The sequence below is a fragment of the Fusibacter sp. QWL-12 genome (assembly GCF_058683495.1).
This window is the reverse complement of record NZ_CM178745.1, coordinates 2,302,725-2,327,470: the sequence shown is the minus strand read 5'-3', so window position 1 is coordinate 2,327,470 and position 24,746 is coordinate 2,302,725. Positions and strand designations below refer to the sequence as shown.

The 24,746-nt window shown below is 38.9% G+C and carries 18 protein-coding genes, 14 tRNA genes and 3 rRNA genes; 5 read left to right on the top strand and 30 right to left on the bottom strand.

Going from position 1 to position 24,746, the window contains the following annotated elements:
- Positions 1–85: 85 nt before the first annotated feature.
- The 18 genes from AC4PID_RS11345 to AC4PID_RS11260 form a co-directional block, all read right to left on the bottom strand.
- Positions 86–451 (bottom strand): chorismate mutase, encoded by a 366-nt coding sequence (locus AC4PID_RS11345; RefSeq protein WP_492132109.1) that lies wholly within the window; start codon positions 449–451, stop codon positions 86–88.
- Positions 452–596: 145 nt separating this feature from the next.
- Positions 597–672, bottom strand: a tRNA-Phe gene (locus tag AC4PID_RS11340).
- 7 nt (positions 673–679) lie between these two features.
- A tRNA-Ile gene (locus AC4PID_RS11335) sits at positions 680–756 on the bottom strand.
- Positions 757–769: 13 nt separating this feature from the next.
- Positions 770–858 (bottom strand) — tRNA-Ser (locus tag AC4PID_RS11330).
- 5 nt (positions 859–863) lie between these two features.
- A tRNA-Arg gene (locus AC4PID_RS11325) sits at positions 864–940 on the bottom strand.
- 9 nt (positions 941–949) lie between these two features.
- A tRNA-Gly gene (locus AC4PID_RS11320) sits at positions 950–1,024 on the bottom strand.
- A gap of 7 nt (positions 1,025–1,031) precedes the next feature.
- Positions 1,032–1,116, bottom strand: a tRNA-Tyr gene (locus AC4PID_RS11315).
- Positions 1,117–1,127: 11 nt separating this feature from the next.
- Positions 1,128–1,203 (bottom strand) — tRNA-Thr (locus AC4PID_RS11310).
- Positions 1,204–1,210: 7 nt separating this feature from the next.
- A tRNA-Asp gene (locus tag AC4PID_RS11305) sits at positions 1,211–1,287 on the bottom strand.
- Positions 1,288–1,315: 28 nt separating this feature from the next.
- Positions 1,316–1,391: transfer RNA gene (locus AC4PID_RS11300), tRNA-Val, on the bottom strand.
- Between the two features lie 3 nt (positions 1,392–1,394).
- A tRNA-Glu gene (locus AC4PID_RS11295) sits at positions 1,395–1,469 on the bottom strand.
- 17 nt (positions 1,470–1,486) lie between these two features.
- Positions 1,487–1,561 (bottom strand) — tRNA-Met (locus AC4PID_RS11290).
- 8 nt (positions 1,562–1,569) lie between these two features.
- Positions 1,570–1,656 (bottom strand) — tRNA-Leu (locus AC4PID_RS11285).
- Positions 1,657–1,671: 15 nt separating this feature from the next.
- A tRNA-Asn gene (locus tag AC4PID_RS11280) sits at positions 1,672–1,746 on the bottom strand.
- 25 nt (positions 1,747–1,771) lie between these two features.
- Positions 1,772–1,888 (bottom strand): 5S ribosomal RNA (gene rrf, locus AC4PID_RS11275).
- 156 nt (positions 1,889–2,044) lie between these two features.
- Positions 2,045–4,962 (bottom strand): 23S ribosomal RNA (locus AC4PID_RS11270).
- Between the two features lie 138 nt (positions 4,963–5,100).
- Positions 5,101–5,176: transfer RNA gene (locus AC4PID_RS11265), tRNA-Ala, on the bottom strand.
- Between the two features lie 205 nt (positions 5,177–5,381).
- Positions 5,382–6,913, bottom strand: a 16S ribosomal RNA gene (locus AC4PID_RS11260).
- Together the 16S, 23S and 5S rRNA genes with 14 tRNA genes alongside form the textbook arrangement of a ribosomal RNA operon.
- A 537-nt stretch (positions 6,914–7,450) precedes the next feature.
- Here AC4PID_RS11260 and AC4PID_RS11255 point away from each other — a divergent pair.
- Positions 7,451–8,110, top strand: coding sequence for a YczE/YyaS/YitT family protein (locus AC4PID_RS11255; protein WP_492132108.1), 660 nt, complete (start codon positions 7,451–7,453; stop codon positions 8,108–8,110).
- Between the two features lie 163 nt (positions 8,111–8,273).
- On the opposite strand, the gene AC4PID_RS11250 is transcribed toward AC4PID_RS11255, so the two are convergent.
- From AC4PID_RS11250 to AC4PID_RS11235, 4 genes are read right to left on the bottom strand one after another with little or no spacing between them, the layout of a single operon-like run.
- Positions 8,274–9,194, bottom strand: coding sequence for a dihydroorotate dehydrogenase (locus AC4PID_RS11250; protein ID WP_492132107.1), 921 nt, complete (start codon positions 9,192–9,194; stop codon positions 8,274–8,276).
- Complete coding sequence (locus AC4PID_RS11245; RefSeq protein ID WP_492132106.1) at positions 9,187–9,960, bottom strand: dihydroorotate dehydrogenase electron transfer subunit; 774 nt, start codon at positions 9,958–9,960, stop codon at positions 9,187–9,189. The genes AC4PID_RS11250 and AC4PID_RS11245 overlap by 8 nt, the downstream gene beginning before the upstream one ends.
- Before the next feature lie 10 nt (positions 9,961–9,970).
- Positions 9,971–10,906: an orotidine-5'-phosphate decarboxylase gene (pyrF, locus tag AC4PID_RS11240; RefSeq protein ID WP_492132105.1), complete on the bottom strand. Its 936-nt coding sequence runs from the start codon at positions 10,904–10,906 to the stop codon at positions 9,971–9,973.
- Positions 10,907–10,940: 34 nt separating this feature from the next.
- Positions 10,941–12,197: a dihydroorotase gene (locus tag AC4PID_RS11235; RefSeq protein WP_492132104.1), complete on the bottom strand. Its 1,257-nt coding sequence runs from the start codon at positions 12,195–12,197 to the stop codon at positions 10,941–10,943.
- Between the two features lie 546 nt (positions 12,198–12,743).
- On the opposite strand from AC4PID_RS11235, the gene pyrB reads away from it, so the two are divergent.
- Both pyrB and AC4PID_RS11225 read left to right on the top strand, forming a co-directional pair.
- On the top strand, positions 12,744–13,673 hold the full coding sequence (pyrB, locus tag AC4PID_RS11230; RefSeq protein ID WP_492132103.1) for an aspartate carbamoyltransferase: 930 nt from the start codon (positions 12,744–12,746) through the stop codon (positions 13,671–13,673).
- Positions 13,660–14,088, top strand: a complete 429-nt coding sequence (locus AC4PID_RS11225; protein ID WP_492132102.1) for an aspartate carbamoyltransferase regulatory subunit — start codon at positions 13,660–13,662, stop codon at positions 14,086–14,088. Before pyrB ends, AC4PID_RS11225 begins: the two co-directional genes overlap by 14 nt.
- Before the next feature lie 92 nt (positions 14,089–14,180).
- Here the strand turns inward: AC4PID_RS11225 and AC4PID_RS11220 are convergent, their stop codons facing one another.
- The 7 genes from AC4PID_RS11220 to AC4PID_RS11190 all read right to left on the bottom strand — a co-directional run bounded on the left by AC4PID_RS11220 (position 14,181) and on the right by AC4PID_RS11190 (position 23,063).
- Complete coding sequence (locus AC4PID_RS11220; RefSeq protein ID WP_492132101.1) at positions 14,181–14,855, bottom strand: hypothetical protein; 675 nt, start codon at positions 14,853–14,855, stop codon at positions 14,181–14,183.
- A gap of 158 nt (positions 14,856–15,013) precedes the next feature.
- Positions 15,014–16,597, bottom strand: a complete 1,584-nt coding sequence (locus AC4PID_RS11215) for a sodium:neurotransmitter symporter family protein (protein ID WP_492132100.1) — start codon at positions 16,595–16,597, stop codon at positions 15,014–15,016.
- Positions 16,598–16,895: 298 nt separating this feature from the next.
- A complete protein-coding gene (locus AC4PID_RS11210) occupies positions 16,896–18,554 on the bottom strand; it encodes an NAD(P)/FAD-dependent oxidoreductase (RefSeq protein ID WP_492132099.1) in 1,659 nt (552 codons plus the stop codon).
- Positions 18,555–18,815 (bottom strand): hypothetical protein, encoded by a 261-nt coding sequence (locus tag AC4PID_RS11205; protein ID WP_492132098.1) that lies wholly within the window; start codon positions 18,813–18,815, stop codon positions 18,555–18,557.
- Between the two features lie 11 nt (positions 18,816–18,826).
- Positions 18,827–20,617: a glycosyl hydrolase family 18 protein gene (locus AC4PID_RS11200; RefSeq protein WP_492132097.1), complete on the bottom strand. Its 1,791-nt coding sequence runs from the start codon at positions 20,615–20,617 to the stop codon at positions 18,827–18,829.
- Between the two features lie 161 nt (positions 20,618–20,778).
- Complete coding sequence (gene amrA / locus AC4PID_RS11195; RefSeq protein ID WP_492132096.1) at positions 20,779–22,224, bottom strand: AmmeMemoRadiSam system protein A; 1,446 nt, start codon at positions 22,222–22,224, stop codon at positions 20,779–20,781.
- Between the two features lie 302 nt (positions 22,225–22,526).
- Positions 22,527–23,063: a TetR/AcrR family transcriptional regulator gene (locus AC4PID_RS11190; protein ID WP_492132095.1), complete on the bottom strand. Its 537-nt coding sequence runs from the start codon at positions 23,061–23,063 to the stop codon at positions 22,527–22,529.
- 146 nt (positions 23,064–23,209) lie between these two features.
- Between AC4PID_RS11190 and AC4PID_RS11185 the strand changes: the two genes are divergently transcribed.
- Positions 23,210–23,608, top strand: a complete 399-nt coding sequence (locus AC4PID_RS11185) for a pyridoxamine 5'-phosphate oxidase family protein (RefSeq protein WP_492132094.1) — start codon at positions 23,210–23,212, stop codon at positions 23,606–23,608.
- Positions 23,605–24,273: a DsbA family oxidoreductase gene (locus AC4PID_RS11180; RefSeq protein ID WP_492132093.1), complete on the top strand. Its 669-nt coding sequence runs from the start codon at positions 23,605–23,607 to the stop codon at positions 24,271–24,273. The genes AC4PID_RS11185 and AC4PID_RS11180 overlap by 4 nt, the downstream gene beginning before the upstream one ends.
- 71 nt (positions 24,274–24,344) lie before the next feature.
- On the opposite strand, the gene rpsI is transcribed toward AC4PID_RS11180, so the two are convergent.
- Positions 24,345–24,740 carry a 30S ribosomal protein S9 gene (rpsI, locus tag AC4PID_RS11175; protein ID WP_492132092.1) on the bottom strand — a complete coding sequence of 132 codons (396 nt, stop codon included), beginning with the start codon at positions 24,738–24,740 and terminating at the stop codon, positions 24,345–24,347.
- Positions 24,741–24,746: the final 6 nt, after the last annotated feature.

Below are 24,746 nucleotides of genomic sequence, written 5' to 3'. Positions count from 1 at the left end.
TCTTTAATAAATACCATTTCAAGTATACTATTAATGGGTTCAATTTACATGAGCTAACTGAGAATCTTAATATAATTGTAATTCTTTATCTATTATTGCTTTGTCTCAGCCTACTATGCCTCATTATTGATTCATACAGTTCAACTAAAAAATTCAAATCCTCTTGATTTACTAAAATCTTATTCTCTATGGCCAAATTCTTCACTCTTTCTAGCAATCTATTCTCTCGTTCTGAATCTAAAACTTCAATTTGCTGTTCTCTTTTGTATTCTCCAACTAAATCTGTGATGCTATACCTCTCTGAAAGTAATCTGATAAGATTCTTATCGATTTCATCTAATTGATTTCTATATTGTATTAACGGAGAATCCAATATATTAGAATCGTTTAATGTATTATTTCCCAATTCTCTTTTCTCTCTTTCCTCTTCTTTAAATCCATTTTGATTCATAATTATGTTTCCTTTGCACTTACACAGATTTAGTGTTTTGGTTATATTGAGATAATCCATATTATCTTTGTAATATTAATACTATAACTTATTTGACAAAAAAGTAAAAGACCAACGACTAAGAAATCTTAATCATTGATCTAGATGGTGCCCAGAGGCGGAATCGAACCACCGACACGGGGATTTTCAGTCCCCTGCTCTACCGACTGAGCTATCTGGGCATAATTGTGGTGGGCATAAGTGGACTCGAACCACCGACCTCACGCTTATCAGGCGTGCGCTCTAACCAGCTGAGCTATACGCCCACAATTATTTAAATGGCGGAGAGGGTGGGATTCGAACCCACGTGGGCTTGCACCCTAACGGTTTTCAAGACCGCCCCGTTATGACCGCTTCGGTACCTCTCCTTATATGGCGCGTCCGTAGGGACTCGAACCCCAAACCCCCGCCTTAGAAGGGCGGTGCTCTATCCAGTTGAGCTACGGACGCCTATTAAATTGGAGCGGAAGACGAGATTCGAACTCGCGACCCTCGCCTTGGCAAGGCGATGCTCTACCACTGAGCCACTTCCGCATATTTTTGGTGGAGGGAGAAGGATTCGAACCTTCGAAATCTCAGATAACGGATTTACAGTCAGCCCCCTTTGGCCACTCGGGAACCCCTCCACTTTGAAAAATGGAGCCGGTGATGGGACTCGAACCCGCGACCTACTGATTACAAGTCAGTTGCTCTACCAATTGAGCTACACCGGCATATAAATGGCGATCCAGAAGGGACTCGAACCCTCGACCTCTAGCGTGACAGGCTAGCGTTCTAACCAACTGAACTACTGGACCGCGATGAACTTATTTCTAAGTTCAAAAATGGTGGAAGTTATAGGGATCGAACCTATGACCCTCTGCTTGTAAGGCAGATGCTCTCCCAGCTGAGCTAAACTTCCAAATGGTGACCCCTAGGGGAATCGAACCCCTGTTACCGCCGTGAAAGGGCGGTGTCTTGACCGCTTGACCAAGGGGCCTAGGATGAAAATATTCATGGTTGCGGAGGCAGGATTCGAACCTGCGGCCTTTGGGTTATGAGCCCAACGAGCTGCCACTGCTCCACTCCGCGATAAAAGTTGGTGCCGAGGACCGGAATCGAACCGGTACGGTGTCGCCACCGCAGGATTTTAAGTCCTGTGCGTCTGCCAGTTCCGCCACCACGGCAACTTTTAAATAAAATGGCTCCAAGGGAGGGATTCGAACCCTCAGCCTATCGGTTAACAGCCGAGTGCTCCACCATTGAGCTACCTTGGAATATAAGTTGTAAAAACAACTTTTTAACTAGCAACGTTCTACTCTCCCAAGCAGCTGCCCGCTAAGTACCATCGACGCTGGAGGACTTTACTTCTGTGTTCGGTATGGGAACAGGTGTTGCCCCTCCGCCATCGTCACTAGATATGAATTTGCTTTGCAAATTCAGCCGTGGGTCTGTTTACGAAGTAAATAGACTAGGCTTTCTATTAAAACATCATAAAATGATGGTTTCAACAGTTTAAGGTATATACCCTAAAAACTACATACAGATCATTCATTAAAAGTTTTAGTAAAAATCTTGGTCAAGACCTCGACCTATTAGTACCTGTCAGCTGAATGCATTACTGCACTTACACCTCAGGCCTATTACCACATTATCTTCATGGGGTCTTACTCCATTTCTGGATGGGAAATCTCATCTTAAGGGGGGCTTCGCGCTTAGATGCCTTCAGCGCTTATCCCGTCCAAACTTAGCTACTCAGCTGTGCCTTTGGCAAGACAACTGATCCACCAGAGGTTTGTCCATCCCGGTCCTCTCGTACTAAGGACAGCTCCTCTCAAATTTCCTACGCCCACAGCAGATAGGGACCGAACTGTCTCACGACGTTCTGAACCCAGCTCGCGTGCCTCTTTAATGGGCGAACAGCCCAACCCTTGGGACCTACTTCAGCCCCAGGATGAGACGAGCCGACATCGAGGTGCCAAACCTCCCCGTCGATGTGGACTCTTGGGGGAGATAAGCCTGTTATCCCCGGGGTAGCTTTTATCCGTTGAGCGATGGCCCTTCCATGCGGTGCCACCGGATCACTAAGCTCTACTTTCGTACCTGCTCGAAATGTCTCTCTCGCAGTCAAGCTCCCTTTTGCCTTTACACTCTTCGCGCGATTTCCAACCGCGCTGAGGGAACCTTTAGGCGCCTCCGTTACTCTTTAGGAGGCGACCGCCCCAGTCAAACTGCCCACCTGACATTGTCCTGAATCAGGGTAACTGATTACAGTTAGAATAACGTTATATCAAGAGTGGTATCCCAACGGTGACTCCATTAAGACTGGCGTCCTAACTTCTAAGTCTCCCACCTATCCTGTACATGATATACCATTATCCAGTGCCAAGCTACAGTAAAGCTCCACGGGGTCTTTCCGTCTAGCTGCGGGTAACCGGCATCTTTACCGGTACTACAATTTCACCGAGTCTATTGTTGAGACAGCGTCCAAATCGTTACGCCTTTCGTGCGGGTCGGAACTTACCCGACAAGGAATTTCGCTACCTTAGGACCGTTATAGTTACGGCCGCCGTTTACTGGGGCTTCGGTTCTATGCTTCGATTGCTCTAACACTTCCCCTTAACCTTCCAGCACCGGGCAGGCGTCAGCCCCTATACATCATCTTTCGATTTAGCAGAGACCTGTGTTTTTGGTAAACAGTCGCTTGGACCTATCCTCTGCGGCCACCACTAGCTCTGAACCTGTGATGGCACCCCTTCTCCCGAAGTTACGGGGTCATTTTGCCGAGTTCCTTAACAATAGTTTTCTCGCTCGCCTTAGTATTCTCTACTCTCCTACCTGTGTCGGTTTACGGTACAGGCACCTGCTCCCTCGATAGAAACTTTTCTCGACAGTGTGATATCTGCTACTTCGCTACTATTTTCACTCCCCATCACAGCTCACCCTTACAAGAGGCGGATTTGCCTACCTCTCAGACTCGCTGCTTGGACGCACTCAACCAATCGTGCGCTTAGCATAACCTCCTGTGTCATTCCCTCTCTCAAACGGTTCTCGGTGGTACAGGAATCTTTACCTGTTGTCCATCGCCTACGACTTTCGTCCTCGGCTTAGGTCCTGACTTACCCTGAGCGGACGAACCTTCCTCAGGAAACCTTAGGTTTTCGGCGGACGGGATTCTCACCCGTCTCTCGTTACTCATGCCAACATTCTCTCTTCTATACAGTCCACACGTCCTTACGATCGTGCTTCACCCCGTATACAATGCTCCTCTACCAATTAGATTACTCTAATTCCATAGCTTCGGTAGTAAGTTTGAGCCCCGGTAATCTTCGGCGCAGGATCACTCGACTAGTGAGCTATTACGCACTCTTTAAATGTATGGCTGCTTCTAAGCCAACATCCTAGTTGTCTGGGCAATCCCACATCCTTTTCCACTTAACTTACATTTTGGGACCTTAGCTGATGGTCTGGGCTGTTTCCCTTTTGACTATGAATCTTATCACACATAGTCTGACTCCTGAGTATAAGATATCGGTATTCGGAGTTTGATAGTCTTCGGTAGCCGGTGAAAGCCCCTAGGACATTCAGTGCTCTACCCCCGTATCTCTTTACCTCAAGGCTAGCCCTAAAGCTATTTCGAGGAGAACCAGCTATCTCCGGGTTCGATTGGAATTTCTCCGCTATCCACATGTCATCCCAACCTTTTTCAACAGATATGGGTTCGGGCCTCCAAGAGGTTTTACCCTCGCTTCACCCTGCACATGGATAGGTCACCCGGTTTCGGGTCTACGCCATACAACTCATTCGCCCTTTTCAGACTCGCTTTCGCTGCGGCTCCGTGCCTGAAGCACTTAACCTTGCTGCATAACGTAACTCGTTGGCCCGTTCTACAAAAAGTACATGGTCGTTCTTTAACGAACTTCCATTGCTTGTAAACATAGGGTTTCAGGTTCTTTTCACTCCCCTCTCGGGGTTCTTTTCACCTTTCCCTCACGGTACTATTCACTATCGGTCACTAGGTAGTATTTAGCCTTGGCAGATGGTCCTGCCTGCTTCCCACAAAGTTTCACGTGCTCCGTGGTACTCCGGATCAGTCTCGCTATACTTCTCTTTTCGCTTACGTGGCTCTCACACTCTTCGGCCTGCTTTCCCAAGCAGTTCTGCTAAGATACATTTTCACTTTATCGACTGTCCACACCCCTTCGTCCGAAGACTTAGGTTTGGGCTATTTCCCGTTCGCTCGCCACTACTTAGGAAATCACTTTTGTTTTCTCTTCCTTCAGGTACTTAGATGTTTCAGTTCCCTGAGTTCCCTTCCTATAACCTATGAATTCAGTTATGGATGACTGGACATTACTCCAGCCGGGTTGCCCCATTCGGATATCTACGGATCTACACTTGCTTGCAGCTCCCCGTAGCTTTTCGCAGCTTACCACGTCCTTCTTCGGCTCCTAGTGCCAAGGCATCCGCCCTATGCTCTTATTATCTTGACCATTTGATATTATTTTACTAATATCGGGTTTTTTACTTCTTTCGATTTAGACTCTCATCTAAATCTACACTTTTTAATGTCTTCTCTATATGCAGTTTTCAAGGTACATGGTTTTTTCACAAGTATCAACTACTTGTCATGGTGGAGATTAAGAGATTCGAACTCTTGACCCCCTGCGTGCAAGGCAGGTGCTCTCCCAGCTGAGCTAAACCCCCATGAGATAAATTACTCCGTAATTTATCGAACCCGACGTGGGAAATCCTTTGGATTTCTAGGAGGGCATAAGTTCAAGCGTTTTTCTCGTTCTTAAGCTTCCTTTTCCGACTTGTTCGAAAATTGGGTGGTAACTTTTTATTCAATTAAGCATCTTATCTCTAAGACCCTCAAAATTGAACAGCGCAAATGTCTATTTCTCCTTAGAAAGGAGGTGATCCAGCCGCACCTTCCGATACGGCTACCTTGTTACGACTTCACCCCAGTCATTGGTTTCACCTTCGACAGCTCCCTCCTTGCGGTTAGGCCACTGGCTTCGGGCGCCCCCAACTTCCATGGTGTGACGGGCGGTGTGTACAAGACCCGGGAACGCATTCACCGCGACATTCTGATTCGCGATTACTAGCAACTCCAACTTCATGTGGGCGAGTTTCAGCCCACAATCCGAACTGGGATCGGCTTTTTAGGATTCGCTCCATCTTACGACTTCGCTGCCCGTTGTACCGACCATTGTAGCACGTGTGTAGCCCAGATCATAAGGGGCATGATGATTTGACGTCATCCCCACCTTCCTCCGTGTTATCCACGGCAGTCTGTCTAGAGGGTCCAGCATTACCTGATGACAACTAAACATAAGGGTTGCGCTCGTTGCGGGACTTAACCCAACATCTCACGACACGAGCTGACGACAACCATGCACCACCTGTCTCCTCTGTCCCGAAAGACATAGCCGGCTAAGGCTACTTCAGAGGGATGTCAAGACCTGGTAAGGTTCTTCGCGTTGCTTCGAATTAAACCACATGCTCCGCTGCTTGTGCGGGTCCCCGTCAATTCCTTTGAGTTTCACACTTGCGTGCGTACTCCCCAGGCGGAATACTTAATGCGTTTGCTGCGGCACCGAGTTTTGACGCCCGACACCTAGTATTCATCGTTTACGGCGTGGACTACCAGGGTATCTAATCCTGTTCGCTACCCACGCTTTCGTGCCTCAGCGTCAGTTACAGTCCAGTAAGTCGCCTTCGCCACTGGTGTTCCTCCTAATATCTACGAATTTCACCTCTACACTAGGAATTCCACTTACCTCTCCTGCACTCAAGCCTATCAGTTCCAAAGGCTTACATTGGTTGAGCCAATGCCTTTCACCCCTGGCTTGATAAGCCGCCTACGCACCCTTTACGCCCAGTGATTCCGGATAACGCTTGCCCCCTACGTATTACCGCGGCTGCTGGCACGTAGTTAGCCGGGGCTTCCTCCTATGGTACCGTCATTTGTTTCTTCCCATAGGACAGAGTTTTACAACCCGAAGGCCTTCATCACTCACGCGGCGTTGCTGCATCAGGCTTGCGCCCATTGTGCAATATTCCCCACTGCTGCCTCCCGTAGGAGTCTGGACCGTGTCTCAGTTCCAGTGTGGCCGATCACCCTCTCAGGTCGGCTACTGATCGTCGCCTTGGTAAGCCGTTACCTTACCAACTAGCTAATCAGACGCGGGCCCATCTCATACCGATAAATCTTTGTCGGCTACATCATGCGATGCTACCGACTTATAAGGTATTAATCACCGTTTCCAGTGGCTATCCCTTTGTATGAGGCAGGTTGCCCACGCGTTACTCACCCGTCCGCCGCTTTCATAAGTTTCACTTTGACCGAAGTCTCCACTCCACTTAATCACGCTCGACTTGCATGTGTTAGGCACGCCGCCAGCGTTCATCCTGAGCCAGGATCAAACTCTTAAAATTAATTTTAAGTTTTGCCTGTTATCTCAAAACGAGCTAACTTGCTTTTTGCTTCTCAATTTCTTGCGAAGCGTTTCCGTTTTTTTATCACTTCTTTTGTTGCTACTAGAGCCTCAAAAGGTTGACGAGAATTTTTCAATTCTTTTGGTTTTTTTCATTTGCGCTATTCAATTTTCAAGGTCCTATTTGTTAACCTTCACGTCCGCAATGTCTTGCGGCGACTTTATTATGATATCATCGTTCGTTTTCGTTGTCAATATCTTTTTCAAGTTTTTTTCACATTTTATTTACATGCTTTTTACATCTTTTTATGTGATTTTGAAGGCGCACTGTCTAGTGCTTGTTTATAATACCAAATTCCATTTTTGAAGTCAACACCCAAAATAAAAGAAAATATATTCAGTTTATTCAAAATAGTAGTGCAATTTTTTTCTTCTACTATATGTTGATTTTTTCATCATTATAATCTTTGCTTTAGATTTTAAATCAACTATGTTATTGTATAATTAGGGTATCGAAACAACAGACTCAGGAGGTCTTATGCAAAAAGAAGCCTTAATAAAGACACTAATCAGACTCCCTAAATTGATGTTTGGTTTTTTAATTATTGCGATTGGTATCACACTTACCTTATATGCAGATATGGGTTTAAACCCCTGGGGAACATTTCATCAAGGTGTTTCTGAAATCACAGGAATTAAATTTGGAGCTGTATCTCAATTAACTGGATTGGTTATTATCATCATCTCTCTTTTTATTAAACTCTATCCAGGTGTCGGCACTATTCTGAATATGTATTTTATTGGCTATTTTGTGGACTTGATTGATCAATTAAACATAATCCCACACAGCTACACAATGCCAACTCGAATAATATATTTATTAGTCGGTACGTTTTTATTTAATTATGGGGTTTATTATTACTTAAGTTGTGAACTTGGTGCTGGTCCACGTGATGGTTTACTCGTCGGCTTAGTTAAGATAACCGGTTTGAGCGTTTCAATTATGCGACCAATTATTGAGGTTACAATAGTAGTAATTGGTATACTACTAGGTGGTTCCTATGGTGTCGGTACATTATTGAATGCCTTTGGGGGTGGTTACATTTTAAATTCTATTTTCAAATGGCATAAGTTTAACCCAAAGGAAACTAAACAAATGGTCATAACCGATTTATTCGCTGTAAAAGAACCTAGTTAAATTGCAAGTAATAATCCCCCTTGTGAGAAACACTTCACAAGGGGGATTTTATATAGCCACAATTTTGATTGTGGTAAAATATGCTGACTCGATGTCCGAAGATTTTATTTAGTAGCAACTTAAACGATTTAATACATTATTGCGCAATATTTAAACATTCTAATTACTCTACATTATTTAAATAGCCTTTTAACTTAGAGACACTATTAATTTTCATATATTCAAGATACTTTTCAATTCCCTTTTTTACCTCTATAGCAGCAGTCGGATTTACAAAATTGCCTGTACCAATTGCAATTGCATCTGCTCCTGCCAACATAAATTCTACTGCGTCCTCACCTGTCATTATCCCACCCATTCCTAAGATGGGAATGTTCACAGCTTGATAAACGTCGTGAACGAGCTTTATCGCAATCGGTTTTACTGCTGGCCCCGATAATCCGCCACTCTTTCTCTTAAGTATCGGTTTTCTTTGATAGATATCGATTGCCATACCGGTAACTGTATTGATCAAAGATATACAATTGGCACCATTTGCTTCTACAATTTTTGCAATTTCCTTAATATCGGTTACATTTGGTGTCAATTTGACAATCAAATGCTTGTCAGTTGCATTCCTAACTGCCTTGACGACTTCTTCTACTACCTTTGGGTTGGTTCCAAATGCTAAACCACCATTTTTTACGTTCGGACATGAAATGTTTAGTTCTATTGAATCCACATCTTCTGAATTCAATATTTCAGCCATTCTCACATATTCCTGAGTTGTGTTCCCATTGATGTTCGCAATGATTTTTGTATTAAACTGCCTCAAATATGGAATTTCATGCTCAATAAAATGATGGACGCCTGGATTTTGTAGTCCGACACTATTGATCATACCCATAGGTGTTTCTACAATTCTAACCCCTTCATTTCCTTGTCTCGGCTCCATGGTCAATCCTTTAACAGAGATTGCTCCAATTTCATTTAAATCAAGATAAGGTTCGAATTCTCTTCCAAATCCAAAAGTCCCTGAAGCTACAGTTACTGGATTGTCTAATATCAATCCATTTAAGTCTACTTTTAAATCCAAATTATTCATCGAAAATCACCTCATCTGAGTAAAACATCGGCCCTTCTTTACACATTCTAACCATTTTGGAACCAAATTCACCGTCTTTCAGTTTGCAAGTGCATACCAAACAAGCACCTATGCCACATGCCATCTTCTCTTCCATTAGAAGCTGAGCACGTTTTCCCCTGCTATTAAGCATATCGGTTACTGCTTTTAGCATCACTTTAGGTCCACAGGCATAGATTTCGTCATATTCATTTTCATCTAAGATCTGTTCAAGGTATTGTGTTACATAACCTTTTTTATAGGTATCGTTTTTCTCAGATACCACCGTCAGTTGTGTTGAGAATTGTAAAAAGGCTGCCTCTAAAATTGGATTTTCTCTAAAGCCAATCACTGAATCTACTATAATATCCATTGATCTAAGTGCTTCACCTAATCCCTTAATTGGTGCAACGCCGATGCCACCACCGATTAACAAGGCACGTTTTTTAGTTGTTGTTAAATCGAAGCCATTACCTAAAGGTCCAGTTAACGCGACTTCATCTCCTGTCTTTAAATTTGCGAGATATTGAGTGCCTTTTCCAACAACTTTAATGGTAAATGTGATTACATTATCCTCGATGCCACTTACAGATATCGGTCGACGTAACAATGGCATTCCAGAATCTGTCGCTAGAAAGTTAAAGAATTGCCCCGGCTTTATCGTTTCAGGTATAGTAACTGATAAACTGAAATTTTCATGATCATGTTGCTCTGTGTTAAGAATTTTTACAGTTCCATTAAATGCCATTTGCTTCTCCCTACCAGTATTTTTTTCCCTCTGCCTCTAAAGCTGAGTTGATTGCTTCTCTCATTTCTATCGTCGCTTCTCGTGCCGCTTGATCAAAAGTCAATGTTGATTTTTCATAGGCATAGAGAATGCCTCTTGAAGAATTCACGATTGCACCTAGACCATCCTTGTTGAAGGCATCTACAACATCCTTAGCACCACCGCCTTGTGCACCATATCCCGGTACCAAAAAGTAAATGTTCGGCATCTTTTCACGTAACAATTTCATCTCACTTGGATAGGTTGCACCTACAACTGCACCAATTGGTGAATACGTATTCGAATCTACTACTTTAGCAGAAATTTCATTGACCATCTCTGCCGTTTTCTCATATATGGTTTTCCCATCGATGCAAACCAAATCTTGTAATTGCGCTGACGAAGGATTGGATGTCTTAACCAATACGAACATCCCTTTATCATAGGTTTTTATATCACTTAGGAATTCATTCAAACAATCTTCTCCTAGGTATGGATTAACGGTTACGTAATCTGAATAAAAGGCTGATTTCTGATCTTCACTGTACGTTGTTTGCCCCAGATAGGCATTCGAGTACGCTCTTGAAGTAGAACCAATGTCACCTCTTTTTACATCACCTATTACGATAAGCCCATTTTCACTTGCATAATCACAGGTTGCTTTGTATGCTTTTAGTCCTTCAATACCATATTGCTCGTAAAATGCGATTTGGGGCTTCACAGCAGGTACAAGATCTTTAATTGCATCAATAATTTGCTTGTTAAATGAAAGGATACAATCTCCTACTGATTTTTCCGTTAATGTACCATCTTGAATAAAATTTTCTAAAAATGCTTTTGGGAATTTCTCAAGATTTGGATCCAGACCAACTACTATAGGACTTTTTAATTCAATAATACGGTTTTTTAAACGATTTGCTAATGACATATTGCCTCCTATACTCATTTTATAACTTACTATTTTATGAACTTAGCTTTTTTTCATAAACCGTTCTTCCACGATAGAGCGTTCTCACTACTTCTCCTTGAAGCTGCATGCCTTCAAAGGGAGTGTTTTTACCTTTTGAGATGAAATTCTCAGATTTCACTTGCCATTTTGATTCCAAATCCAAAATGACTAAGTCTGCAAAGTAACCGACTTCGATTGCACCTTCTTTTTCTAATCTACCGATTTGAGCGGGTTGGTAGGTTAACAAGCTTAACACTTTTATCAAAGGTATATGTTCTTCTATCACAAGTGTTTGGTAAGTGACGCCAAATGCAGTCTCGATACCGCTAATTCCAAAGCTTGCATTTTCATAATTAGTCTCTTTACTTGAAGCTTCATGCGGCGCATGATCGGTTGCTATCGCGTCCACCCACCCTAGCTTTATCGCTTCTATCATCGCTTTTCGATCTTCTTCAGATCGAATGGGTGGGTTAACCTTTGCTAAAGTCGAAGTCATATCTACTTTATTATTGCTTAATGCAAAATGATGGGGTGCAACTTCACAAGTTACATCGATATGATTTATTCTTGCTTCGTAAATTGCCTTAGCGGCTTCCTTTGTACTAACATGTGATACATGAAGCTTACCATCAACTTCCTCACAAAGTTTAATATCTCTATAAACGATTTCATACTCAGCTCTTGGTGGATAAATTTCCCCCTTCATGCTCTCAGTTAAATCATGATCTTCTGAATGTGTCATTACAGGTATATTCAATTTTTTTGAAGCTTTAAAAGCTTTACGCATATGTTCAGGATTCATCGTCGTTCTACCATCATCAGACAAAGCTTTTGCACCATTTGAAAACAATTCCGAATGGTTCGTTAAGGCTTCGCCTTTTATACCTTGTGTTATAGCACCCACAGGGTATATTCCAATTACGCTATCCTTTTTAATTCTCTCTTTTAGTTCTTGAAGGGTTTCTTTTGAATCTAAAGCTGGTTTTGTGTTTGGCATGCAGAATACAGAAGTATAACCGCCTTTTGCACAAGCTCTTGATCCAGTATATATGGTTTCTTTAAACTCAAATCCAGGTTCTCTAAGGTGAACATGTAGATCAATAAATCCAGGTGATACGACTTTACCAGTAGCATCAATCACATCTCTATGATCTGTACTTATGTGTGTTTCAATACTTGCAATCTTATCCTCAATAATTAACAAATCCATAATCTCATCTCTACCAGATTTAGGGTCTATTATTCTTCCGTTTTTAATTACGATTTCCATAACACCTCCATAGGTTATATTTAAAGCCGATGACAATAACATGCTTCTTTCTTTTTTTAAAATTTATACAAAAAAAAATCGTCTCAGCACCTGCCAAGACGAATTTGTCGCGTAAAAAGTCCATTCACCTTGCAGGTCTCTCGTACCTGTTTAAAGGTTTAATTTTATTAACTTTATCACAACGTTCTCCTATGAGTCAATAGTCTAAATATAGATAAGTATTACATTTCATTCTTATTTCTCTTCTAGATCACCATTTCCAGTACATAGAATCTTTTTTACAAATTTCACTAAAAATTTGATATTGACCTGTTCTTTTTTTATATGGTATGATGATTCCAACAAGAATATCCTTTAACTTGATCCGAGAGGTTGAGAAGGTATATATATTGCATACTTTTGTGTGTTTACAATACCTTTGCGCCTAGTAGAGGTATTTTTTTATTTAGCCACAATCTCGCTTGTGGTAAAATCTTAGGACTTGATGTCCGATGATATTTATTTCCACACTTTAATCAGATTCAGTGAAATCAAAAGGAGGAACAAATGAGACACTTAATTGAACCAGAAGATTTAACGCTTGAGGAGATCGAGCATCTTGTGGCTACTGGAATGGATATTTTTAATAATCCATCAAACTATTCAGAAGTATGTAAAGGAAAAATTCTTGCATCACTTTTCTTTGAACCAAGTACCAGAACAAAATTTAGCTTTGATAGTGCAATGATGCGCCTTGGTGGAAATGTAATTGGTTTTGCTGATGCTGAAACCAGTTCTACTAAAAAAGGCGAGAGTTTAGCAGATACGATTAGAGTCATGGGCTATTATTCAGATATTATCGTAATGCGTCATCCTAAAGAAGGTGCACCTAAGCTTGCATCACAATACTCTAGCATTCCAGTAATTAATGGTGGCGACGGTGGTCATCAGCATCCAACACAAACACTCACAGATTTAATAACCATCAAAAGATTTAAAGGTGAAATAGGCAAGCATAGCGTTGCATTCTGTGGTGACCTAAAATATGGTAGAACGGTACACTCTTTAATTCGCACACTTGCAAGATTCGGAACAAAAGAATTTATATTGGTTTCTCCTGAAGAATTAAAATTACCTGAATCACTCAAAAGACAGTTAGTCGAAAAATACGGCGTTGAATTAACAGAAGTGCTTTATTTAGAAGAAGTCATCGATAAGATTGACATACTATATATGACACGTATTCAAAAGGAAAGATTCTTTAACGAAGCAGACTATTTAAAGCTTAAAGACTCATTTATGCTAAATAGAGATAAACTAAAAGATGCTAGACCAGATATGATCATTATGCATCCACTACCAAGGGTTAATGAAATTGCATATGATGTTGACGACGATTCAAGAGCAGTTTATTTTGAACAATCTGAAATGGGTGTGTACATCAGAATGGCGTTGATTACTAAATTATTGGAGGTGGGTCCATATGCTAGAGGTTAAAGGTATAGATAATGGTATTGTAATTGATCACATTGGATCTGGCAAAGGCATAAAAATCTTCAACTTACTCTTTGCGTCAACAGAGAATCCAGTGGTTTTACTGATGAATGTTAAAAGTCAATTATTAGGCTCAAAAGATATCATCAAAGTTGAGAACGTCTATGAAGTCGATTTAGATCTCCTTGGATTAATTGACCCTAAGATAACTGTTAACGTTATTAAAGAAGGCAAATTATCCTCTAAAACAAGAGCAACCATTCCTACAACCATCAAGGGTGGCATGAAATGTCATAACCCAAGATGCATTACACATTCTGACGACTATGCCATTCCAGAGTTCACATTAGTCAAAGCAAATGGTAAGTTAGAATACGAATGTTCATTCTGTGAAGAGATAACGATCTATAAATTATAGTTAAACTAAAATGTACCTCTAGATATAAATATTATAAAATATAAGAGCTCAGCGTTTGCTGAGCTCTTTATCATAATTCCTCATAAATATCTCTATAAAAACATTTTATTGTGTCTGAGGCCTAAATAAGCAGTCGTTACTCCTGCTAATAGCATAACAGCCGCTAGAATATTCATAGTTGTTAATAAGCCACTTGTAAATGCAAGTGAAAAATTATACGATCCAGCTAATTCTGCAACATAAGCATCATACCCTGTATTTAAAGCTATAAAAATACTTTTAAAATGAACCACGCCTACCATTAATGCCAATGGTACAATTGTGCATCCTGTAATCAAACCATTAAGGCTTCTCTTTTTCATTCCTCTAAGTCCGATAAAAACAGGAACTACCATAATTAATGGCAATATATAACCAAAATATTGCGGTGTCAATAAATAAAAGAACATTGTTGTCATCATAAATGATCTCATAATCATCGTTAGCGGTTTCATATCATCTCTAAAATCATATAAAGCAGCTTCACAATATCTTAAAAAGTACTTGAGCTTGTTTTCATCTTTTAAATTACCTGGTTTTAACAATTCAACACCACGTTTACATAAACTATCATATGTGGGTTCATGTCTCTCTTCTATTGTTAAAACTTGATATTTTGCACTTAATTTAACCACTTGAGTTTCATACTTTTCCAATTTCTTATCTGAATAGTATTTACTTAAACTTCCCTGGAGCTGTGTAAACACATCCGTCAACGCCTTACCCATGAGAACCTCCAAAATAAGCCCCCACCACATGTGGGGGCTTACAAGTATTATTTGCTGTGTTTGACTAATTGAGTTAAAGTAACCGCTACTGCGGTAAGGATAATCCCCCATGCCAACAACATAAATGTTAATGCACCTGCAGACATATGATTACCTCCTTATAATCTCACTAATACTTGATTTTTCTCAAGCTCTTCTTTGTAAGAACGCTTGATTGACAAGTAAGTGACTACACAACCGATAGCAACAACACCAAATACAACGATACGACCTGCGATTACCCAAGGAATTAAGACGTCGTTACCTGCAACGAAATCTGGTACCATTTTATAATAGCCTTGTGCAGCAGTATCTTTAATGTAGAAGAATAACACTAAAATCATTGCAGCTGGAGTAATGAATTGGATAAACAACTTATAGAACCAAGCGGGCACTGTCCAATAACCACCGCGATTGATTTCTGGTAATCCTTTTTCTCTGAACAACCAACCAGTTACGATAATTTCTGTCATACCTAATACGAATAAGAAGAAATTACCAACCCAGTTATCTACTTCTGTGAAGTACATTAAATCAGCAGTTTTAGTTAAGATTGGCTCTAAAGCAACTGGTAAACCAACGATGATGTAACCGATGAATACCATGATAGAAGCTTTCTTTCTTATTGCATTTGTATTTTCCATAATTAGGGCAACCAAATAGTTATACATCGCAACAGCTGATGTTAAACCTGCGAAAGAAAGTAATAAGAACCACATTGCACCAATCACTTGACCGAAGCCCATTTCTCTGAACAAGCTTGGAAGTGCGATGAATGATAAACCGATACTTGCGCCAACACCATCTGGTCCTAAGAACGCATATGCAATCGGAATAGCAATCGTACCACCTAAGATTACCTCAGCTAACTCATTAAGAGCGACTGTTGTAAATCCTGATAGAACGATATCGTCATCTGGTTTCAAATAAGACGCATAGTTACAAATAATCCCCATACCAATTGATAATGTGAAGAAGATTTGTCCACAAGCTGCCATAGTTGCCTGCCAGTTCAAATCAGACCATCTAGGAGACCAAATGAAGTTAAGACCTGCAATTGGAGTCCAGTCAGGATGAGCTGGGTTTGGTGAACCTAAAGTGAGTGTTCTAATAATAAGAATAATACCGAATACGTAGATTGTTGGCATTAACAATTTAGCCATACGCTCAACGCCTTTTTGGATCCCACCCATAGCTGTAAACAACAATGTGGTGAGTGCCACTAGCCAGAAGCCAAATACCAATCCTGGATTTTGAATATAATCTACAAAGAATTGGCCTGTGCTTTCAACGTTCATGTAAGATCCAGTCAAGGAAAGAACTGTGTATCCCATAGTCCAACCGATAATGTGGTTGTAATATGAGTTTACAAGTAACGTAACAGCGAGTGCCAAACCGCCTGCAAAAGAACCTATCAAAATTGCAGTTTTTGGTTTTACGCCTTCACGTGCTTGTAAATATACCATTGGTCCCAACGTACCATGACCGTACTTACCACCCATTCTACCTAAGCTCCATTCAACTAACATGAGTGGAATACCCATTAAGATGAGTGCACCAAAATAAGGAAGCATGAATGCGCCGCCCCCATTTTTTGCGGCTTGGTATGGATATCTCCAGAAGTTACCCAGACCAACGGCATTCCCTGCCATCGCGAGGACTAAGCCTAACTTACTTCCCCAGTTTTCACGTTTTTCTGACATTATATAACCCCCTTTCAACGTAATTTTATATTATTATAATTGTTACGAAAACGCAACAGTAAAAATTAATCTTTATGGCAAATTACTATCCATTGTTCAAAAAAAACAAGTAGCTTTATGTATTTTTTTTATACATACGAGTTACTTGTTTTTAACAATTGTGTATTTCCAGTTATCTCAGCAAACCCTATTTATATTTTTCTTATAAGCATTACAAAATTTTTGTAAATAATCACTAGGAAAATTTATTTTATTAGCCCCTATATACCCTTTTCCACTTGTTACAATATTAACACAATTAAAGGTTATATGTCTTTTTTATGATGGCTTCAGCAACTTTTAAACCATCCACAGCTGAAGAAGTTATACCACCAGCATAACCTGCTCCTTCTCCACATGGATATAACCCATGATGGCTTAAACTCTCAAAATCCGCATTTCTTATGATTCTAACTGGTGATGAACTTCGTGATTCCACTGCAGTCATTACGATTCTGGGATCAGCAAACCCTGGGATTTTTTTATCAAATGCTAAAATTGCCTCTTTTAATGCTTCGACAATAAATTTCGGCAAGCACTCTGATAGCTTTGATTTAGTCAATCCAGGTGTATAACTAGCCTGGTATTTTTCCATTAACCTATTATAATTTATATTCAAATCCTTATAATATTCTGCGACACCATTCACATTGTAATGATCATTATTTAAGAAACTACCGATCGTTTCACTTGGTGCATAATAATTACTTCCCCCCAAGATAAATGCATCGTGTTCCAACTTACGTTGAAGCTTTACCCCAGATAGAACATCGTCAGAATCTTCAAAATCATTCGTTATTACATTAACAAGCAATGCGCTGTTGGCATTGTCCAAATCTCTACTGTGATAACTCATCCCATTAACAACGAGATGGCCTTCCTCTGATGCAGATGCCACAACTCTACCCCCAGGACACATACAGAAAGAATAAACACTTCTTGGTTGACTGGTGCTATAGGTAAGCTTATATTCAGCTGCACCTAAATTTGGATGGTTATGATATTTCCCCCACTGTGCTGCATTGATTAGTGCTTGAGGGTGTTCAATTCTAACCCCCATTGCAAATGGTTTTTGCTCCATGGCAACATTATTTCTCTTTAATTCCTCAAATAAGCTTCTTGCACTGTGACCCACGGCTAAAACTATTGAATCTGAAATAAACTCACTGCCATTTTCACATTTCAACAAAATTTGATCATCTGATATTGATTTTAGCAGGTCGACCTTATGATTGAAATAAATCTCGCCACCATGTGAGATAATTTCATTCCGTAAGTTCTTTACAACATTCATAAGCAAATCAGTTCCAATATGTGGTTTATTTCTATATTTAATTTCATTCGGAGCACCAGCTTTTACAAGCCATTTTAAAACCCACTCAATTCTTGGATCTTTTATCCTAGTGGTTAGCTTGCCATCTGAGAATGTACCTGCACCGCCTTCACCAAACTGTACATTTGAATTTGGATTAAGTTCACCCGTTTTCCAAAATCGATCTACAGTGTTCAACCGATCCTCTACAGGTTCACCCATTTCGAGTATGATAGGTTTTAAGCCAGCTAGAGCAAGCTCCAGTGAGGCGAAGATACCTGCTGGACCAAATCCAATAACAATTGGTCTCATCTTATTTGCGTTCATACTCTTTTTCGTTTTGTCACTTATGTTTTCATCCATTGAGACAAATGACTCAGGTGCTAATTTAAAGCCATTTTTTAACAGAACTTTTTCTTTTGTCGTTTCTATGTCCACTATATATGAGAAAATAATTTCCTTTCTTGCGTCTATTGACTCTCTAATAATCTCATAAGATAATAACTGTTCTGGTTGTAATTTTGTTTTTTTAAGTATTTTCTTACGAACTGAATCGTCACAGAAAACTTCGTCTAAAGAAAATTTAATTTCAGGTACTCTTATCATTTATTCACCTTCTGTTGTATCTATAGTTTCCGTGGTATCTATAGTTTCAATATTATTTGTAGAAATTTGTTCTTTTAGCTCTACAAGTCCCAATGATTTAGCTCTTTCAATGATCTCATCATCAGATAGATCTGTTTCAAATACTCTTTTGTCCTCATAATAGGTAATTACACCATAGCTCATAAACGAAAGTCCTATAATCAGTAATATGAAGTATGCAAACATTTTTCTAATGTTAAAGATGATTCCAATGTTTTTCAAAGTTGCCTCCACTAATTTAGGATTTTATCAAATATTGGCCAAATGTCCTCTGTTTCAAAACCTCGTCGCCAAGTCGCTGCACCTTTTAAATTTAAGTTGTTCACAATATCCAGCTTCGCACTAATAGTTTCAGCGTTCTCAATCCACATCTTAACTTGTGCATCTTCCTCGAAGAACGTTGCATAATACAGTCGATCAGTTTCATCCCAAATTGGCTTAAGCTCGTACTTTTCAATTAATGCATTTTGCGATGCCATTCCTATGGCTGAAGATTTAGTTCTATATTGGTTCGCAATATCTTCTCTCGGGTATTCTCGCCAGACTCTTGTATATAATGGAATTCCCAGTACAAGTTTATTAGAAGATACCACCTCAGTTAACTCAGTCATATGCTTGAGCATCCAATCATATGAAGCAACAGGACCTGACACAGGACTTGAAGCCCAAAATTCATCATAGGTCATAATTACAAGAAAGTCAACGATTTTACCTAGCTTCTTGTGATCATAACATTTCGACCAATTATCACTACCACCCATTACGGTTACATCCATTGAGAGAACTAAATTTTCTTGATTCATATAAATAGACAGCTCTGATATAAAATGAGTCAATGCATCTCGGTCAGCTAAATATACATTTTCAAAATCTACATTGATACCTGAATAGCCTTTGGTTTTTGCTTCAAGAACAAGTGATTGTATAAAGCGTTCTCTTGCTACTGCATTATGCAAAAACGAATGCGTAAGGTCAATATCAAACGCATTAGAGATTAATGGCCATAGGGTTAATCCTTTTTCTTTCGTCCAGCTTATATAGTCATCAGAGGGTTTACCTGTAAAACTACCATTTGCATCAGATAACTCATACCAAGTTGGCGAAATGACATTTAAATTGGGCATATCTGATATCGTACTTGTATCCGGATTATAACTATATACTGCTTCCCAAGTCATTACGATTGTGCTAGGTGACTCTTTTTTAACTATAAGGGTTTCTCTATTTTTACCTTCACTAATCGCACTCTCAGGATATATGGAATTATCAGTCAAGCCATAGACACTATCATTGGTTATCGCTAAGACAGAATTGTCATCTAAATTAAAAAGATATACAGGTTTGTTTTTGATATTATCCACAATTTGTGTCTTACTAAATAGGTTTTTTAGCTTATAAAGGAAATCAATACTATAATTTTTTGTTTGATAAGCAATAAGTCCATCTACAGAGTCAAACAATTTAATCTCTTCACCAGAAGAGTAAATTCGATAAGGCAAATATCGATTCATAAGAATTAAGCTCCCCTCCAATTGATAAGGAAATTCGTAGAAACCAAGAGACTCTCCTTCATTCAATTTATTAAGAGCTGTTAAATCAATATATATTGCCTCATTATATTGGATAATTTCGACTCGATGATCAGTAAGTTTGAAATCGACTTTTACATTCCCAAGTTGATCGATTTGAATATGATGGTTCCCATCTACGATTGATAAAATAAAGTTATCTGTATCAAAATGACTTGTTATCCATTCCGTTTTCAGCTGTTCGATGTTGATAAATGTTCTATTTTCACTTTGCTTTTTTTGTAAAAGCCAATCTGAATTTTCGTCAAATACCGCTGTTTCACCCATAGCATAAATGACTTTTGAGTTTTGTGAAACTATTTCTGTTGGATCTAAAATCGAAAAAATTTTACGTCTTGTAGCCAAATTTTTTTCGACATCTATAGCAAGATAAATGGAGAGTAGCATTGTCACAATGACTAAGATGCTGATGACTGAAAGCAATGTTTTTTTCATGGCAAACTCCTCTTTTCACAATTTCAACTGGTATACTGTGGATAAATCAGTTTGGAGAACGTTATTTTTCCTAGTTTACAGGATTCTATCCACATTATCAACATTTTATCAACACTTAACACTTAAAGTATTCACACCTTCTTATTTATCTATCAACAATTTTATTTATATCTATCAACAGAAAAACATAGGATTTCTTCAATTTCATCCACAGAAAAACCGCCCTTATGCGATGCGACATCTAATTGCTGTTCTACTGTATTTATTCCTTCTAAATCTGGTAGCAAGACACCTTGTTTATAACCTTTGCGTACTACTACACCAAAAGTACGCGGATTAAGCTGATCCAAACTCGCTATTGGTCTAAGTTCTGAAAGTATATCTACCTTAATCTCTAAACGATCAAGTTCTTCTAACTCAACGGGATTAAATCGATTGTCTTTGGAACAAGATGCGACTGCATTTTTTGATATTTCATATAAAACATTACTCTCCGTTGCTGCAATCGTTCCAATACAACCTCTTAGACTACCATCCGTATGCAATGAAACGAAGCATCCTCTCTCAATCTGACTCATTTGTTTATATTTGTTACCAATCAATGCATGATCATTAATCAATATGTCTTCGTCCCTATAAATGACGACTGGCCTTTTACCTGTTGTCACAAAGGTCTCAATAACACGCCTAGCAAAAGTTACAAGCTCATCTTCATTTTTACGAATTTCATCTAGTCGATGTTTAAAGTAATTTGATATTCCTTCAACTTCATCTTCATCATTTTTCCCAACCATTTCAAATGCAGCCACAAGATAACCTACGCCATATGGTGCTTCATAACTAAAAACTTTTGCTTCTAATCGATAATGGTTCAATGCTCCCATCAAAAGTGCATAAGATCTTAAACCACACTCTTTCGCATTTTCAATGGTTTCTTGAGGAAATTTAAATATCTCATAAGGTTTATTTTGAGTCAGTCTCAACTTAAGCTCTTGATCAAACTTTTCACCATCTTCATGATACGCATATGGACCACTGTCTTTTAATGCATGAGACATGTCACCACTTGCAATTATGACAACCTTTTTATCCACCTGATGAATAAAGTCACTTAATAGTTCTCCATTTTTCATTAGCCGATGATATGAAAAGCTACCATAGCTCATAGCGACTATTTTAAATTTTTTATAACGTTCATTTATAAAATGAAGTGGCACCAAAACCCCATGATCAAGCTCAGTCGATATTTTAAAGCTTTTAAACTGTGACTCACTTAGACAGTAAAAATCTCCCCGTTCTTGGCTATTATATCGATTAAAACTATTGATAAACTCATGATCTTTATTAAAGTTATACTGTAGGTTGTATTCTCCAAATGCTTTAAAATTCCCAAAATAAGTGTTCTGATCATATATAGCAATTGCATCTGAGAAAATAGGACCATGTGGCGATATTACTATAATCAAATCTGGCTCTAGTTGTGCAATTTCCTCAGCTACTTTATACATTGCGTCTCTAGTTGTTGCGACTTGATGTAATCGATCCCCACCTATTGAATCTATAAAAGCTGGTGCATGAGGCATTAAGTATCCCTTTAACAGTGCCATAATATACACTCCTTTCTGCTTAAGCCTATTATATCAGATTTAACAATAAATAAAAAAATAAAGAGCCACATAAAGTGGCTCTTCGAGTCGTCGTTGGAAACAAATTGACTGATCGAGAACTGAGGTCGTGAACTGCATGTTTTGAAACACACAATATACAGATTATTTATCATCCATACAATACTATATATTGCTATTTTCTAGAATTCATGGATTTAACTCTCTCGAACCATGTGTAAAAAGTGTGTAAATTTCAAACGTGATTGCTCAATTGAATTTACTCAATTATTCACTTTAGAATTTTATATATAATCTTGGCTTACAATATTATATTCTAATACCATTTCTTTGTAACTGCTTATGACATCAGCTATGCTATACTTGTCCGCATTTGAAATATACCACTCAAAAATACCTGCCGTTGCAGAAATTAGAAATTGTTGTTGAATTTCTTTTTTCAATAAGTCATTTGTTGATAAATTATAAACACTTTGATTGCGTATATTTTCGACAAGTACCAGGTGGAATAGGCCGGTGTAATTTTCTCTTAAAAACAGTTGAAAGACAGACTTATTCTGTTTAATATATGAGAAAGTGTTAAGAAGCAATTCTTCTGGTGAAGCATTGCTACACCCAACAAATATTTTTTCTAAATGCATTTCAATACACTTTTTAAACAGATCATATTTATCAGCATAATGAAAGTAAACCGTACTCCGATTGACGTCCGCTCTATCTGCGACTTCATTGATTGTGATTTGCTCAAAACCTTTTTCCTCTAACACTTCAAGGAATACATCCATTAGAGCTTGTTTTGTTTTTCTAACTCTTCTATCCATGATTAAACACCTTTCCAACATTTTCATTAAAGTGTTGGATAAACAACACATCCTGAATTTTAATGATTGATATGCTGATTACCGCTTTATATAATACAATCAAACAACTGTTGGAAAAACAACAAGTGATTTAAAAGGAGTAGTATATGAATAATCTATCAGATGTCATCACTTATTTAGAAAATGCAGGAATCATGTTCCTATCAAGTTTCGATGGAGAACGCCCTCATGTAAGACCCATAGGTTTTATCATGGAACATGATAACTGTCTTTATCTATCTACTGGTATTAACGGTAGTATTTACAATGATTTACATGTTAACTCATTCTTAGAACTTGCAGCCGTACACCCATCACTTCCAATGAACCGTATAAGAGTTAGTGGTAAAGCCGACTTTAATGTCTCTCAAAGTACACTTAACAAATACTACGAGCTAAACCCATCTATGAAAGATGTCCCAGGAATCTGTTTATTTGAACTATCCAATTGGACTGCAATTTTTTATGAGGGTACATCAGAAAAAAAGGAGATTAAAGCATCATGAAAATCGAAATCTGGTCAGACTTTACTTGTCCTTGGTGCTATATCGCAAAAGCGACCTTGGATCAAGCCTTAAAAGAAAATAACATGCAAACTGAATATATTTATCACAGTTATCAAACTGTACCACAAGGCTATTATCCTAACGGAAAGTCTTTCTCAATTTATGAAATTGCAAAGAAATCTGGCATGGACATTAATCAAGCCATTCAAAAGGCTGCATTAATTGAAAAAATGGGAAAAGAAGCCGGTATTTCACTGAATATGAACGATGTTAAAATGACAGATACCACAAATGCGCATAGGTTACTAAAGCTAGCACATGAGTACAATTTACAAGACGCCTTTATGATGGCGAGTTACGAAATGGTATTCACGAGTGGCGGCGATCTTAGCAACAAAGAAGTATTAAAAGAACTCGCACTTGGCGTTGGACTTCCAGATAATCATGTAATGTCCCTACTCGATTCAGATATATACGCTGAAGATGTTATGAATGACATTAAGTCTGCAAGAAAAAAAGGTATTTCAGGCGTTCCATATTTTCAGTTTAATGGAAATCAAAGTCTATACGGTGCTCAACCTATTGAGGCTTTTCAAAATATTTTAGATAAATATGACAGTCCAACACATTCGTATGGCATGTGTGGTTTTGAAGAAAACTGTTAGTCAACTTAATATTTTATAAAATAAAAAACCCGCAATTACAATGAATTGCGGGTTTAATGTCTTGTACGATATTAACGTTTTGAGAACTGAGGTGCTCTTCTCGCTGCTTTGAGACCGTATTTTTTTCTTTCTTTCATTCTTGAATCTCTAGTTAAGAAACCAGCTGATTTAAGAATGCTTCTATATGATGCGTCTACTTGAAGTAACGCTCTTGAAAGACCGTGTCTGATTGCACCAGCTTGACCAGTGTAACCGCCACCTTCTACACGAACAACAACATCATATTTACCTGCTGTGCTTGTAAGAGATAATGGTCTTTGAACTTCTCTTCTTAATGTTTCAAAGTTAAAGTATTCATCAACGCTTCTACCGTTAACGATGAATTTACCTGTGCCAGGAAGAACTCTAACTCTAGCGATTGATGTTTTTCTTCTTCCAGTACCTTGATATTGAACTGTTTTAGCCATGAGTCA

Bases quoted from the DNA above. Each gene is read 5' to 3' on its own strand.
- AC4PID_RS11345 (WP_492132109.1), bottom strand. From the start codon at position 451: ATGAATCAAAATGGATTTAAAGAAGAGGAAAGAGAGAAAAGAGAATTG.
- AC4PID_RS11255 (WP_492132108.1), top strand. From the start codon at position 7,451: ATGCAAAAAGAAGCCTTAATAAAGACACTAATCAGACTCCCTAAATTG.
- AC4PID_RS11250 (WP_492132107.1), bottom strand. From the start codon at position 9,194: ATGAATAATTTGGATTTAAAAGTAGACTTAAATGGATTGATATTAGAC.
- AC4PID_RS11245 (WP_492132106.1), bottom strand. From the start codon at position 9,960: ATGGCATTTAATGGAACTGTAAAAATTCTTAACACAGAGCAACATGAT.
- pyrF (WP_492132105.1), bottom strand. From the start codon at position 10,906: ATGTCATTAGCAAATCGTTTAAAAAACCGTATTATTGAATTAAAAAGT.
- AC4PID_RS11235 (WP_492132104.1), bottom strand. From the start codon at position 12,197: ATGGAAATCGTAATTAAAAACGGAAGAATAATAGACCCTAAATCTGGT.
- pyrB (WP_492132103.1), top strand. From the start codon at position 12,744: ATGAGACACTTAATTGAACCAGAAGATTTAACGCTTGAGGAGATCGAG.
- AC4PID_RS11225 (WP_492132102.1), top strand. From the start codon at position 13,660: ATGCTAGAGGTTAAAGGTATAGATAATGGTATTGTAATTGATCACATT.
- AC4PID_RS11220 (WP_492132101.1), bottom strand. From the start codon at position 14,855: ATGGGTAAGGCGTTGACGGATGTGTTTACACAGCTCCAGGGAAGTTTA.
- AC4PID_RS11215 (WP_492132100.1), bottom strand. From the start codon at position 16,597: ATGTCAGAAAAACGTGAAAACTGGGGAAGTAAGTTAGGCTTAGTCCTC.
- AC4PID_RS11210 (WP_492132099.1), bottom strand. From the start codon at position 18,554: ATGATAAGAGTACCTGAAATTAAATTTTCTTTAGACGAAGTTTTCTGT.
- AC4PID_RS11200 (WP_492132097.1), bottom strand. From the start codon at position 20,617: ATGAAAAAAACATTGCTTTCAGTCATCAGCATCTTAGTCATTGTGACA.
- amrA (WP_492132096.1), bottom strand. From the start codon at position 22,224: ATGGCACTGTTAAAGGGATACTTAATGCCTCATGCACCAGCTTTTATA.
- AC4PID_RS11190 (WP_492132095.1), bottom strand. From the start codon at position 23,063: ATGGATAGAAGAGTTAGAAAAACAAAACAAGCTCTAATGGATGTATTC.
- AC4PID_RS11185 (WP_492132094.1), top strand. From the start codon at position 23,210: ATGAATAATCTATCAGATGTCATCACTTATTTAGAAAATGCAGGAATC.
- AC4PID_RS11180 (WP_492132093.1), top strand. From the start codon at position 23,605: ATGAAAATCGAAATCTGGTCAGACTTTACTTGTCCTTGGTGCTATATC.
- rpsI (WP_492132092.1), bottom strand. From the start codon at position 24,740: ATGGCTAAAACAGTTCAATATCAAGGTACTGGAAGAAGAAAAACATCA.